This is a genomic window from Mycobacterium gordonae (genome assembly GCF_017086405.1).
GTDB classification, from domain to species: Bacteria; Actinomycetota; Actinomycetes; order Mycobacteriales; family Mycobacteriaceae; genus Mycobacterium; species Mycobacterium gordonae_D.
Map to the genome: position 1 here is coordinate 5294443 of NZ_CP070973.1, position 13965 is coordinate 5308407.

Sequence of the window (13965 nt, forward strand, 5' to 3'; positions counted from 1 at the left end):
TCCGCTCGCGGCGACCTCCTGGCCCGACAAAAAGTGGCCGGAATTCGCGCTCCTGGTCTCCCGGGACGGTGATATGACCAATCTCACAGTAATACCGACAGTATTGACCTCGACACTTCCCCAGCAAACGCGCCGAGCCGATGGCTCCGGTCAGCCGGCCCGTAAAATCAGCGCGTCGCCCTGGCCACCGGCCCCACACAGCGCCGCCACACCGTAGCCCGATCCGCGACGCGCCAATTCCAGAGCCACGTGCAGCGTGATCCGCGCTCCCGACATCCCGATGGGGTGCCCGACCGCAATCGCGCCTCCGTTGACGTTGACGATCTCGGGGTTGACGCCGAGTTCCCTGGTGGACGCGAGGGCCACCGCCGCAAACGCTTCGTTGATCTCGACGACATCGAGCTGATCGACCGAGATGCCCTCGCGGCCGAGCGCCTTCTTGATCGCGTTGGCGGGTTGGGACTGCAGCGTGGAATCCGGCCCGGCCACCACGCCGTGGGCTCCGATCTCGACCAGCCAGGATAACCCCAACTCCTGGGCCTTCGCCTTGTTCATCACAACGACCGCCGCGGCGCCATCGGAAATCTGCGACGCCGAACCTGCCGTAATGGTGCCGTCCTTGCGGAAGGCAGGCCTCAGACCGGCCAGCGAGTCGGCGGTGGTGTTCGCCCGGATGCCCTCGTCCTCGCTGAACTGCAGCGGGTCGCCCTTCCGCTGCGGGATGTCCACCGGGACCACTTCGTCGGCGAAAACACCGTCTTTCCATGCGGCGGCGGCCTTTTGGTGCGACTGCGCCGCGTACTCGTCCTGCTCCTGGCGGCTGAACTTGTCGACGTCGTTACGCTGCTCGGTCAGCGCGCCCATCGGCTGATCGGTGAAGACATCGTGCAGGCCGTCGTAGGCCATGTGGTCGAGCACCGTGACGTCGCCGTACTTGTAGCCGGCCCGGCTGTCCATCAGCAGGTGCGGCGCCCTGGTCATCGACTCCTGGCCGCCGGCGACCACGACGTCGAACTCACCGGCACGAATGAGCTGGTCGGCCAGGGCGATGGCATCGATCCCGGACAGACACATCTTGTTGATGGTCAGCGCAGGCACGTCCCAGCCGATGCCCGCCGCGACGGCGGCCTGGCGCGCGGGCATCTGCCCGGCGCCCGCGGTCAGCACCTGGCCCATGATCACGTACTCGACCAGCGATGCCGGCGCCTCCTGGTTGGGGAAGGCCTTGTCCAACGCGGCCTTGATCGCGATGGCACCGAGGTCGCTGGCGCTGAAGTCCTTCAGCGAACCCATCAGTTTGCCGATGGGCGTCCGAGCCCCAGCAACGATCACCGACGTCGTCATGAAACCTCCTAAACGGCACGGGAACGGCTGATCGGGCCAACCCGGAGAAGCGGATTCTTTCTGATGAGGTTACCGTTATGTAATGACGACCGATCAAGTTGACGCCCGTCCCACCCTGGCTACGTCACTGGTGACAGGACTCGATCACGTCGGCATTGCAGTCGCCGATCTTGATGCTGCCATCGAGTGGTACAACGACCACCTCGGCATGATCCTGGTGCACGAAGAAATAAACGATGACCAGGGCATTCGCGAAGCGATGCTGGCCGTCCCGGGCACCAGCGCACAGATCCAGCTGATGGCGCCGTTGGATGAGACGTCGGTGATCGCGAAATTCATCGACAAGCGCGGACCCGGCATCCAGCAGCTCGCCTGCCGGATCAGGGACCTCGATGCCATGTGCGAGCAGTTGCGCTCGCAGGGCGTGCGGCTGGTCTACGAGAAGCCCCGCCGTGGCACCGCGAACTCGCGCATCAACTTCATCCACCCCAAGGACGCCGGCGGCGTGCTGATCGAGCTGGTCGAGCCGGCTCACCACTAGGACCACTTGCGAGTGGGGCCGCGGGTAGCACGGTTGGTCCAACACGGCGTGTGCCAGTGCCTGCGATCGTCTATCGCCGCCGCCACGCCGACTGGCCAAACCACCACATGCGCAGTGCCGGAACGAATTTCGTGATCACACCCGGGACAGCGATAGATCTTGACCGCGCGAGCCGCAGGAACAGGGCGAACCTCGTATTCGTAGCCATCGGCTCCGATTTCCACTCGATTCGGCAGCCGCAATGCCTGCCGGGGTGGCGGTTTGCGGCGCCGAGCCATCTCAGAACAGCCGGTACTCGTCGCTGTCCATTCCCCGCATCTTGTCGTAATCCAATGTCAGACAACGGATTCCACGATCAGTCGCCAAAGTGCGGGCCTGTGGCTTGATCTGCTGAGCCGCAAATACGCCCTTGACGGGTGCCAGAACAGTGTCTCGATTGAGCAATTCCAGGTAGCGAGTGAGCTGCTCCACTCCGTCTATCTCGCCGCGCCGCTTGATCTCCACGGCGACCGAGCCCCCCCTCTCGTCGCGGCACAGCAGATCGACCGGCCCAATGGCAGTCATGTACTCCCGGCGAACCAGCGTGTACCCGTCACCCAGTAGATGAACATGCTCTGCGAGCAGCGCCTGCAGGTGTGCCTCGACCCCGTCCTTTACCAGACCCGGGTCGACGCCCAGCTCGTGGCTGGAGTCGTGTTCGACCGCCTCGACTGTGATGCGCAACTGCTCGCCGGCCTTGTTCTCAACCACCCACACCGGGCCCGGCTCCTCGATCAACCAGCACGGTGGGCTCATCCAGTTCAGTGGCTTGTACGCACGGTCGTCGGCGTGCACGCTGACCGAACCGTCCGCCTTGAACAACAGCAACCGACGCGCCGACGGCAGATGCGCGGTGAGACGGCCGATGTAATCGACGGTGCACTGGGCGATGACGAGACGCACCCGATCACCTTAAGACCTCCGGCAGGAGACACGGCCGGCGAGCGCGTCCGATCGAAATCAGGGCTATCCGGCGAACGAAGAATTAGGCTGTCGCCACCATGCCGACCGAGCAGATCGCCGAGAGGGACCTGTCGCTATGGGACCGTTCAGTCGAACGAATGATCGCCTGCCGCCACAGTCTGCTGGCGAATCTGACCGGCGTCGTGCTGATCGTGAGTCCCGCGTTTCCGGCGCCCTTCAGTTATGTCCATGGTTCGCGTTGGCTGGCCGGCACACCGACGCCGACGTGCGCAATGCTCGCCGCGACTCTGTGGATCACCACCCGGATCATCAGGGCGTCCATCCGGTGGGCGGTTGAGGAACATGAGCCAACGACGGACTGCGAACCCGTTGCCCAGACGGCTCGGTGGTGGGCACCGGTGAAATCCAACGCCGGCAGTTTGCCCGCGAGCCTCCGAATGATCGAACGCGTACGCGATGACGAGCGCGCATTGTGGTCCCGAGTCGCGGTGGTGAGGCTTCGTGGCAGCGTGCTGCAACAGAGCTGGCGCAGCTTGACTCGACCTCGACCGAAACCGTGTCCTACGAATTAAGCTGACGCCACCATGTCGGACGAAGAGGTCCCAGTAACAAGCACCGCCCAGCGCCTGGGCCGGTTCCTCGAGAGGCTGACCCATCAGAGCGGCCGGCCGAACCCCCCCGTCTATGGTTCTTGGATACTCGGGCACGCCTCCGAAAGCCAGTCGCGCCGGCAGTTGCGCATCAAGCGCATCGTCAACCTCTACACCCTGCAGGCAAATCTGACCGGCATCGTGGTCACTACACTGATACTGACTCTCGCGTTTCCCAAGCCCAATATCTACCGAGACGCACCGCGATGGCTGACCTTCGGCGTCCTTCCCGCGTACGCCACCCTTGCGTTGACCTTCGGTACCTTCTGGATCAGCCGTCGCATCATCGCGGCGGCTACCCGGTGGGTGATCGAACAACGGGAACCCAGTGGCGACGACGCCCGCAACGTCCTGCTTGCACCCTTCCGGGTGTCGGTCGTCCACATCGCGATGTGGGGACTCGGGGCTGTCGTCCTGGCGGTGCTGTACGGCATGTCGAACCGTCTGTTCATCCCGATAACCCTGGTCACGGGCACGATCAGCGGGGTTCTCGTGGCCACCAACACCTACCTGTTCACCGAGTTCGCGCTGCGCCCCTTCGCCGCGCAGGCACTGGAAGCCGAGCGCAAGTCACCACGAATCGCGCCGGGCATCATGGGCCGGACGATGACGGTGTGGACCCTAGGCTCTGGGGCACCGCTCGCCGGCATCGCCGGTCTGGCCCTTTTCGCATTGCTGGTCCAAGACCTCACCGAAACCCAACTCGGCGTCGCCGTGCTGATCGTGTCGGTGGCCGCGCTGGTCTTCGGCTTCCTGGTGATGTGGATTATGTCGTGGCTAACCGCGACACCCGTTCGGGTGGTGCGCACCGCGCTCAAACGCGTCGAGGACGGCGACCTGCCCGGCGACCTGATGGTGTTCGACGGGACCGAACTCGGGGAACTGCAGCGTGGTTTCAACGCCATGGTCAAAGGTCTACGCGAACGCGAACGGCTGCGAGACCTGTTCGGCCGTCACGTCGGTCGCGAGGTCGCCGCTGCCGCCGAGCGCGAGTTGCCCAAGCTGGGTGGCGAGGAGCGTCACGTCGCCGTTGTATTCATCGACATCATCGGCTCCACCCAATTGGTCCGCAGCCAACCGCCCGCCGAGGTGGTTCACGTGCTCAACCAGTTCTTCACCATCATCGTCGACGAGGTCGACCGAAACTGCGGACTGGTAAACAAGTTTGAAGGTGACGCGGCGCTGGCGATCTTCGGCGCTCCCATTCGGCTCGACCGTCCCGAGGAGGCGGCATTGGCCGCTGCCCGGACGATATCGGAGCGGCTGGCCCACGAGATGCCCGAGTGCAAGGCCGGGATCGGCGTCGCGGCCGGGCAGGTAGTCGCGGGCAACGTCGGAGCCCACGAGCGGTTCGAATACACCGTGATCGGCGGGCCGGTCCACGAGGCGGCCCGGCTGTGTGAACTGGCGAAGTCACATCCCGGCAGATTGCTGACGAGCTCGACGACGCTGCAGAACACAAGCGAGAATGAATGTGGGCGTTGGCTTTTGGCTGAGACAGTGACACTGCGCAGCCACCACGAACCCATTCAGCTTGCCCATCCCCGCTGATTTGTTGCGAAGTCACTTACCCAAGAACGTCGCAATCCCATTAGGCTGCGCCACCATGACAAGCGAGGGACAACGCTGCCCAGCGCTTGACCAATGCATTCCGGACCGTGGCACGCTACGGCATCCCCGCGCCAAAAACAACGTCGCACGGCTCCTGGCTAGCGGTCGGACAATGAGCACACGACCCGGATCCGCCTCCAGGCGATGCTGACTCTTGTCGTAGCGGTTGCAAACCTCATCAGGATCGGCGTAATGCTGACACTGATTGTGTCCGTGCCGGTACCCGCCCGCCAGGGCCAAGATCGGGCCCTGACCGGGTTTCTCGTCTTTTGCCGTGGGCGCTGTCTGGCTTACCTCGCGGATCGTGCGATCACTGCGCTGGGCTATCCAGGGAGACCCACCACCCTGAGTGATCAGCGCAACACGCTGCTGATCCCCTGGCGACTCGCCGTTTTCCATCTCGTCATCTGGGGAATCTGGACGGTCCTGCTGACGTACGTGTACGGGGTCTACAACTCGTTGCTGATTCCCCGAATGCTCGTCGCAGCAGGCACTTCCGGGCTAGGCGTGGCAACGGGCTGCTATCTGTTCGCCGAATTCGCGCTACGCCCGGTGGCCGCCCGAGCGCTCGAGGCCGGACCGCCGCCGCGCCGGTTGGCGTCGGGCATCATGAGCCGAACGATGACCGGCTGGCTCATCATGGCCGCGGTTCCCACCATCAGCGTCGTGTCGCTCCTGGCGATCCTGGATCTGACGCTGCGCGATATCACCGGCGCACAGCTCGTCGGGTGGGGTGGTGCTCGTCACCGCACCGACGCTCATCTTCGGATTCGTTCTCATGTGGGTCCCGGCCTGGCCGACGGCCACGCCGGTGCGGGGGGTGCGGGCGGCCCTCAAACGCGTCGAACAGGGTGACCTGCACAACGATATGGTCGTGTTCGACGGGACCGAGTTAGGCGAGCTGCAGCGCGGTTTCAACACCATGGTCGTCGGCTTGCGGCAAAGGGAAAGTGTGCGCGACCTTTTCGGCCGGTATGTCGGACGCGAGGTGGCGGCGGCGGCCGAACGGGAGCTCCCCAAGCTTGGTGGCGAGGAGCGTCCCGTCGCCGTGGTGTTCATCGACATCATCGACTCCACCAGGCTGGTCACCAGCGAGCCACCAGCTGAGACCGTTGCACTGCTGAACAGGATTTGAGCCGTCATCGTGGAGCAGATCAATCACCATCGCGGACTGGTCAACAAGTTCGCGGGCGACGCGTCACTGGCCATCTTCGGAGCTCCGAATCAACTCGCTTGCGCCGAAGACGAAGCGCTTGCAGCCGCGCGTTCCATCGCCGATCGGCTGGTCAACGAGATTCCAGAACTCAAGGCTGGGATAGGCGTGGCCGCGGGCCAAGTCGTCGCCGGCAACGGTTGATTCCGCAATCCCGCCATGTCGTCGCGCTCCCGCCGCGCACGCCGTGTCGGACATCGCCCTTGCGCCCGTCAGGTGGGCTCGGTCCGACCCGACTTCATCCAGATCGCCCCGTAAGAATTAGGCTGACGCCACCATGTCGCCCAATACGGCCCCCAAGCACAGCGTCGCGCAGCGTCTGGGCCGGGTCCTCGAGAAGGTGACCCGACAGAGCGGTCGGCTGCCGGATACGCCCGCCTACGGTTCCTGGCTGCTCGGGCGGGTCTCAGAAGACCAACATCGCCGTCGGGTTCGCATCCAGGGCATCATGACGGTGCTCATCGTCACCGCGAATCTGATCGGTATCGCCGTCGCCGTCCTGCTGGTGACCGTCGCGGTTCCGGTACCCAGCGTGTTCGACGACGCCCCGCTGTGGGTGTCGGTCATCGCGGTCCCGGCCTACATCGTTGTCGCCCTGATAGTCGGCGCCTACACGATCACCCGTGGCACCGTCGAGGCGCTGCGCTGGGCGATCGAGGAGCGCAAGCCGACCGACCGCGACGAGCGCAACACCTTCATGGCGCCTTGGCGGGTAGCGGTCGGCCACCTCATCCTGTGGGGAATCGGAACGGTGCTGACGACCGTCCTCTACGGGATTGCCGACACGATGTTCATCCCCCGGTTTCTGGTAGCGGTGAGCTTCTGCGGCCTGCTGGTCTCCACTGGCAGCTATCTGCTCACCGAGTTCGCACTGCGGCCGGTGGCGGCTCAGGCACTCGAAGCCGGGCCGCCGCCCCGGCGGTTGGCACCGGGAATCATGGGCCGGACCATGATGGTGTGGCTGCTCGGTTCGGGTGTGCCGGTCGTCGGCATCGGCCTGATGGCCTTCTTCGAGATGACCTTGAAGAACCTCACGCAGACTCAGTTCGCCGTCGGGGTGTTGATCATCTCCGCCGCCACACTGGTCTTCGGGTTCATCCTGCTCTGGATCTTCGCCTGGTTGACGGCGACACCGGTGCGGGTGGTGCGGGCGGCGCTCAAGCGGGTGGAGCAGGGGGACCTGCGCGGTGATCTGGTCGTATTCGACGGAACCGAACTCGGGGAACTGCAGAGAGGTTTCAACGCCATGGTCGACGGACTGCGCGAGCGCGAGCGCGTCCGCGATCTGTTCGGCCGGCACGTCGGCCGCGACGTCGCACTCGCCGCCGAACGCGAGCGACCCAAACTCGGCGGTGAGGAGCGCCACGTCGGCGTGATTTTCATCGATATCGTCGGCTCGACCAAGCTGGTGACCAGCCGACCGCCGGCCGAGGTCGTCGCGCTGCTCAACCGCTTCTTCACGATCGTCGTCGACGAAGTCGACCGGCACCACGGGCTCGTCAACAAGTTCGAGGGCGACGCGTCGCTGGCGATCTTCGGCGCGCCCAACCATCTGGACTCCCCGGAAGATGAGGCCCTGGCCTGCGCGCGGGCCATCGCCGACCGACTCGCCGACGAGATGCCCGAACTACAGGCCGGCATCGGTGTGGCGGCGGGCACCGTGGTCGCCGGAAACGTCGGCGCGAAGGAAAGATTCGAATACACGGTGATCGGCGAACCGGTCAACGAGGCGGCGCGACTTTGCGAACTGGCGAAATCCCGACCCGGGAAACTGCTGACGTCGGCGGAGACCCTGGACGGCGCCAGCGACGAGGAGAACGAGCGGTGGACACTGGGTAGGAGCGTCAAACTCCGCGGCCACGATCAGCGCACCAAGTTGGCATCTCCGGCGGATCCCGCCGCACCTCGCAAGTGACACGGGCCGCCGGCCGTGGGCGACATTGATGTCGGTTTTCCGCCAGTCTTGTCGGCAGCGAGGTGTAACTGTGGAAGCGTGCATGAGGACTTCGAACGCTGCTACCGGGCGGTCCAGGCCAAGGACGCCCGGTTCGACGGCTGGTTCGTGACCGCCGTGCTGACCACTCGGATCTATTGCCGGCCCAGTTGTCCGGTGCGGCCGCCGTTCGCCCGCAATGTGCGATTCCTCCCGACGGCCGCCGCAGCCCAGCGGGCGGGCTTCCGGGCCTGCAAACGGTGCCGCCCTGACGCCTCTCCGGGCTCGCCGGAATGGAACGTGCGCGGTGACGTCGTCGCCCGGGCCATGCGCCTCATCGCCGACGGCACGGTCGACCGCGAAGGGGTGACCGGTCTGGCCGAACACCTCGGCTACACCACTCGGCAGCTGGAGCGGCTGCTGCAAGCCGAGGTCGGCGCCGGACCGCTCGCGCTCGCGCGCGCACAGCGGATGCAGGCAGCCCGGGTGTTGATCGAGACCACTGACCTTCCGTTCGGCGATGTGGCATTCGCCGCCGGATTTTCCAGCATCCGCCAGTTCAACGACACCGTTCGATTGGTGTGCGACGGCACCCCGTCCCTGCTCCGCAAACGGGCGGCCGCGCGATTTGGATCGGCCATGTCCGCGGGGGCGCTGTCCCTGCGTCTCCCGATGCGCACCCCGTTCGCCTACGAGGGTGTGTTCGGTCATCTGGCCGCCAGTGCCGTGCCCGGCTGCGAAGAGGTCCGCGACGGCGCTTACCGGCGCACATTGCGGCTGGCATCGGGCAACGGCCTGGTGTCCTTGATTCCCGCGCCCGACCACGTGCGTTGCGTGCTGGTCCTGGACGACTTCCGCGACCTGGCCACCGCGACCGCCCGGTGTCGACGTCTGCTCGATCTTGACGCGGATCCCGAAGCGGTGGTCGAGGCGCTAAGCGCCGACCCGGACCTTGGTCCCGTCGTCACAAAGGCACCGGGGCAACGAATTCCGCGCACGGTCGACGAAGCCGAACTGGCCGTGCGGGCGGTTCTCGGCCAGCAGGTCTCGACCAAAGCCGCACGCACCCACGCCGGCCGACTGGTCACCGCGTACGGTCAGCGAATCCACGACGGTGCGGGCACGCTGACACACACCTTCCCCTCCGTCGAGGAGCTCGCCGACATCGACCCGGTCCACCTCGCGGTACCCAAGTCCCGACAGCGGACAATCAGCACGCTGATCACCGCTCTCGCGGACGGCACCATCACGCTGGACGCGGGCTGTGACTGGACCCGGGCGCGCCGGCAACTGCTGGAACTGCCGGGCATCGGTCCGTGGACTGCCGAGGTGATCGCCATGCGCGGGCTGGGCGATCCAGACGCTTTTCCGGCCAGCGATCTGGGTCTCAAGCTGGCAGCCAAACAGCTGGGGCTGCCCACCCACGAACGGGCGCTGTCGCAGCACAGTGCCCGGTGGCGTCCCTGGCGTTCCTACGCCACCCAGCATCTGTGGGCCACCCTCGAACACCCGGTAAACCACTGGCCACCCCAGGAGGTCGCATGATCAGCTATCGCACCATCGACAGCCCCATCGGTCCGCTGACCCTGGCCGGTCGCGACGGAATGCTGACCAATCTGCGGATGATCGATCAGACCTACGAACCGAGCCGCGCCGACTGGATTCTTGACGAGAGCGTGTTCTGCGACGCCGTGAATCAACTCGACGCTTACTTCGCCGGCGATCTGCGCGATTTCGACGTGCGATTGCAGCTGCGCGGTACGGAATTCCAGCGCCGGGTGTGGAAGGCTTTGCTCGCCATTCCGTACGGCGAGACCAGATCCTACGGACAGATCGCCGACCAGATCGGCGCACCCGGGGCTGCGCGGGCCGTCGGGCTGGCCAATGGGCACAATCCGGTCGCCATCATCGTGCCGTGCCATCGCGTGATCGGCGCCGCCGGCAAATTGACCGGATATGGCGGTGGACTCGACCGCAAACAAACCCTGCTCACGCTGGAGAAGCGGCGGGCTCCCGCCGACCTGACGTTGTTCGACTGAAGCCGGCCCGCGCAGACGCGACAGGCCCTGAATTGGCGCCGTAAGGGGGCTTTTTGCGTCCGCTAGTCCAACTGCCGGGCGCCCGAAATGCAAAAACACCCCCAAATTAATGGGGGTGTTTTTGTGTATGTTCGGCGGTGTCCTACTTTTCCACCCGAAAAGGGCAGTATCATCGGCGCTGACAGGCTTAGCTTCCGGGTTCGGGATGGGACCGGGCGTTTCCCTGTCGCTGTGGCCGCCGTAACTCTATTTAAATTTGTGTTTGGTGGCGGGGTGCGGTGTCAATCGACCTTGCGGCCGAGGAACGAATAGTGGTTGCGATTGGTTGTGTTGGTAAGTTTTCGGCCGGTTAGTGCCAGTTCCCTGCACCCATTACTGAGCTTCCAGGTCTGGCCTATCAATCCAGTGTTCTGCTGGGGGCCTTATCCCTCCTAGAGGGTGAGAAACCTGATCTTGGAGAAGGTTTCCCGCTTAGATGCTTTCAGCGGTTATCCTGTCCGAACGTAGCTATCCAGCGGTGCCCCTGGTGGGACAACTGGTGCACTAGAGGTTCGTCCGTCCCGGTCCTCTCGTACTAGGGACAGGTTTCCTCAAGTTTCTGACGCGCGCGGCGGATAGAGACCGAACTGTCTCACGACGTTCTAAACCCAGCTCGCGTGCCGCTTTAATGGGCGAACAGCCCAACCCTTGGGACCTGCTCCAGCCCCAGGATGCGACGAGCCGACATCGAGGTGCCAAACCATCCCGTCGATATGGACTCTTGGGGAAGATCAGCCTGTTATCCCCGGGGTACCTTTTATCCGTTGAGCGACACCCCTTCCACTCAGAGGTGCCGGATCACTAATCCCGACTTTCGTCCCTGCTTGACTTGTAGGTCTCGCAGTCAAGCTCCCTTGTGCATTTACACTCAACACCTGATTGCCGTCCAGGTTGAGGGAACCTTTGGGCGCCTCCGTTACATTTTAGGAGGCAACCGCCCCAGTTAAACTACCCACCAGGCACTGTCCGTGAACCGGATATACGGTTCGACGTTAGGTGTCCAATACGATCAGAGTGGTATTTCAACAACGACTCCACCTCAACTAGCGTCGAGGTTTCACAGTCTCCCACCTATCCTACACAAACCGTACCGAACAACAATACCAAGCTATAGTGAAGGTCCCGGGGTCTTTTCGTCCTGCCGCGCGTAACGAGCATCTTTACTCGTAGTGCAATTTCGCCGAGTCTATGGTTGAGACAGTTGAGAAGTCGTTACGCCATTCGTGCAGGTCGGAACTTACCCGACAAGGAATTTCGCTACCTTAGGATGGTTATAGTTACCACCGCCGTTTACTGGGGCTTAAATTCTCCGCTTCACCCTTGCGAGTTAACGGGTCCTCTTAACCTTCCAGCACCGGGCAGGCGTCAGTCCGTATACATCGTCTTGCGACTTCGCACGGACCTGTGTTTTTAGTAAACAGTCGCTTCTCACTGGTTTCTGCGACCGGTTTCCGCTCCCACCGAAAAGGTGTTCACGGCATGCCGGTCCCCCTTCTCCCGAAGTTACGGGGGCATTTTGCCGAGTTCCTTAACCATAGTTATCTCGTACGCCTTGGTATTCTCTACCTGACCACCTGTGTTGGTTTGGGGTACGGGCCGTGTGTGAACTCGCTAGAGGCTTTTCTTGGCAGCAGAGGATCACTGAATTCGCCTCAATCGGCTATGCGTCACCTCTCAGGATGTATGAGCGACGGATTTGCCTATCGCTCTCCCTACGGGCTTGCCCCAGTATTACCACTGACTGGTACAGCTACCTTCCTGCGTCACCCCGTCGCTTGACTACTACCAACCGGGGTCCCACGCAGCCGATCACCGTCGCACCCCGAAGGGATTGATCAGCGACCATTTGGGTGGTTAGCACAATTGATTCATCACGGGCGCGCACACACGGGTACGGGAATATCAACCCGTTGTCCATCGACTACGCCTGTCGGCCTCGCCTTAGGTCCCGACTCACCCTGGGCGGACTGGCCTGGCCCAGGAACCCTTGGTCTTTCGGCGGGCAAGGTTCTCACTTGCCTATTCGCTACTCATGCCTGCATTCTCACTCCCCCACCCTCCACCGGCGGTTACCCGACGGCTTCGCTGAATGAGGGACGCTCCCCTACCCACACCTACTTGCGTAGATGTGCCGCGGCTTCGGCGGTGTGCTTGAGCCCCGCTACATTATCGGCGCACAATCACTTGACCAGTGAGCTATTACGCACTCTTTCAAGGGTGGCTGCTTCTAAGCCAACCTCCTGGTTGTCTCTGCGACTGCACATCCTTTTCCACTTAGCACACGCTTGGGGGCCTTAGCCGGCGATCTGGGCTGTTTCCCTTTCGACGTACGGAGCTTATCCCCCGCCGTCTCACTGCCACGCTTGACACCACGGCATTCGGAGTTTGGCTGACGTCAGTAACCTAGTAGGGCCCATCGGCCATCCAGTAGCTCTACCTCCGTGGTGAACCACGCAACGCTGCACCTAAATGCATTTCGGGGAGAACCAGCTATCACGGAGTTTGATTGGCCTTTCACCCCTACCCACAGCTCATCCCCTCAGTCTTCAACCTAAGTGGGTTCGGGCCTCCACGCGGTCTTACCCGCGCTTCACCCTGGCCATGGGTAGATCACTCCGCTTCGGGTCCAGAACATGCCACTACACCCCATACGGGGATACGCCCTATTCAGACTCGCTTTCGCTGCGGCTACCCCACGCGGGTTAACCTCGCGACATGTCCCTGACTCGCAGGCTCATTCTTCAAAAGGCACGCCATCACCCCACGAGGAGGCTCTGACGGATTGTAGGCGCACGGTTTCAGGTACTCTTTCACTCCCCTCCCGGGGTACTTTTCACCATTCCCTCACGGTACTAATCCGCTATCGGTCATCGAGAAGTATTTAGGCTTACCGGGTGGTCCCGGCAGATTCACAGCAAATTCCACGGGCTCGCTGCTACTCGGGAGATTGATCAAGGCAGGTGTCGAGTTTTCGCGTACCGGGCTCTCACCGTCTACGGCAGACCATCCCAGGCCACTTCCGCTAACTACGACACTTTTTTACTGCCTCCCAGCCAGGTAGAGCTGAGAAGATCATTCCCACAACCCCGCACACACAACCCCTACCCGGTATCACATGCATGCGGTTTAGCCTTTTCCGCGTTCGCTCGCCACTACTAGCGGAATCACAATTGTTTTCTCTTCCTACGGGTACTGAGATGTTTCACTTCCCCGCGTTACCTCCCGTACCCTATATATTCAGATACGGGTAACACGACATAACTCGTGCTGGGTTTCCCCATTCGGAAATCCTCGGATCAACGCTCGGTTGACAGCTCCCCGAGGCATATCGCAGCCTCCCACGTCCTTCATCGGCTCTCGATGCCAAGGCATCCACCATGCGCCCTTAGACACTTACAAACACTACAAAAACCAAAGAATAAAATTGCACAAAAAGAACACGTTGCCGCGAACGACAACGCATACATTTTGATGCTCGCAACCACTATCCAATTCTCAAACACCACACCCCACCACCAAGATGGAGGGACAGCACCCGAGGGTGTTGCCTCAGGACCCAATAGTGTGTCTGGCTTTGCCTGTTGTCGTGCACCCGGTCTTCGTCCACTACAGACGATGACCCCTCACGGCTC

General features: G+C 62.8%; 8 protein-coding genes, 2 rRNA genes and 1 pseudogene. 6 read left to right on the top strand and 5 right to left on the bottom strand.

Translation table 11 applies throughout. From position 1 onward, the window contains the following. Positions 1-150 precede the first annotated feature (150 nt). On the bottom strand, positions 151-1344 hold the full coding sequence (locus JX552_RS22470) for an acetyl-CoA C-acetyltransferase (protein WP_205874075.1): 1194 nt from the start codon (positions 1342-1344) through the stop codon (positions 151-153). A gap of 82 nt (positions 1345-1426) precedes the next feature. Here JX552_RS22470 and mce point away from each other — a divergent pair, with 82 nt between their 5' ends. After that, positions 1427-1885, top strand: a complete 459-nt coding sequence (mce, locus tag JX552_RS22475) for a methylmalonyl-CoA epimerase (RefSeq protein ID WP_055580730.1) — start codon at positions 1427-1429, stop codon at positions 1883-1885. Here the strand turns inward: mce and JX552_RS22480 are convergent. Further along, positions 1882-2163 (bottom strand): hypothetical protein, encoded by a 282-nt coding sequence (locus tag JX552_RS22480; protein ID WP_205874076.1) that lies wholly within the window; start codon positions 2161-2163, stop codon positions 1882-1884. The two genes, mce and JX552_RS22480, sit on opposite strands and share 4 nt — an antisense overlap. Position 2164: 1 nt before the next feature. After that, complete coding sequence (gene nucS, locus JX552_RS22485) at positions 2165-2827, bottom strand: endonuclease NucS (RefSeq protein WP_205874077.1); 663 nt, start codon at positions 2825-2827, stop codon at positions 2165-2167. 605 nt (positions 2828-3432) lie between these two features. On the opposite strand from nucS, the gene JX552_RS22490 reads away from it, so the two are divergent. From JX552_RS22490 to JX552_RS22510, 5 genes and pseudogenes are all read left to right on the top strand, one after another. Next, positions 3433-5049: an adenylate/guanylate cyclase domain-containing protein gene (locus tag JX552_RS22490; RefSeq protein ID WP_205874078.1), complete on the top strand. Its 1617-nt coding sequence runs from the start codon at positions 3433-3435 to the stop codon at positions 5047-5049. Positions 5050-5214: 165 nt separating this feature from the next. Then, positions 5215-6460: pseudogene (locus JX552_RS34265) on the top strand (adenylate/guanylate cyclase domain-containing protein); the annotation flags it as partial. A 139-nt stretch (positions 6461-6599) separates the two neighbouring features. Next, on the top strand, positions 6600-8237 hold the full coding sequence (locus JX552_RS22500) for an adenylate/guanylate cyclase domain-containing protein (protein ID WP_205874079.1): 1638 nt from the start codon (positions 6600-6602) through the stop codon (positions 8235-8237). A gap of 78 nt (positions 8238-8315) precedes the next feature. After that, positions 8316-9800 carry a DNA-3-methyladenine glycosylase 2 family protein gene (locus JX552_RS22505; protein WP_205874080.1) on the top strand — a complete coding sequence of 495 codons (1485 nt, stop codon included), beginning with the start codon at positions 8316-8318 and terminating at the stop codon, positions 9798-9800. Next, on the top strand, positions 9797-10294 hold the full coding sequence (locus JX552_RS22510; RefSeq protein WP_205874081.1) for a methylated-DNA--[protein]-cysteine S-methyltransferase: 498 nt from the start codon (positions 9797-9799) through the stop codon (positions 10292-10294). Before JX552_RS22505 ends, JX552_RS22510 begins: the two co-directional genes overlap by 4 nt. A gap of 129 nt (positions 10295-10423) precedes the next feature. Here JX552_RS22510 and rrf read toward each other — a convergent pair. Both rrf and JX552_RS22520 read right to left on the bottom strand, forming a co-directional pair. Further along, positions 10424-10537, bottom strand: a 5S ribosomal RNA gene (rrf, locus tag JX552_RS22515). A gap of 86 nt (positions 10538-10623) precedes the next feature. Then, positions 10624-13732, bottom strand: a 23S ribosomal RNA gene (locus tag JX552_RS22520). Positions 13733-13965: the final 233 nt, after the last annotated feature.

Bases quoted from the DNA above. Each gene is read 5' to 3' on its own strand.
- JX552_RS22480 (WP_205874076.1), bottom strand. From the start codon at position 2,163: ATGGCTCGGCGCCGCAAACCGCCACCCCGGCAGGCATTGCGGCTGCCG.
- JX552_RS22500 (WP_205874079.1), top strand. From the start codon at position 6,600: ATGTCGCCCAATACGGCCCCCAAGCACAGCGTCGCGCAGCGTCTGGGC.
- JX552_RS22470 (WP_205874075.1), bottom strand. From the start codon at position 1,344: ATGACGACGTCGGTGATCGTTGCTGGGGCTCGGACGCCCATCGGCAAA.
- mce (WP_055580730.1), top strand. From the start codon at position 1,427: ATGACGACCGATCAAGTTGACGCCCGTCCCACCCTGGCTACGTCACTG.
- JX552_RS22510 (WP_205874081.1), top strand. From the start codon at position 9,797: ATGATCAGCTATCGCACCATCGACAGCCCCATCGGTCCGCTGACCCTG.
- JX552_RS22490 (WP_205874078.1), top strand. From the start codon at position 3,433: ATGTCGGACGAAGAGGTCCCAGTAACAAGCACCGCCCAGCGCCTGGGC.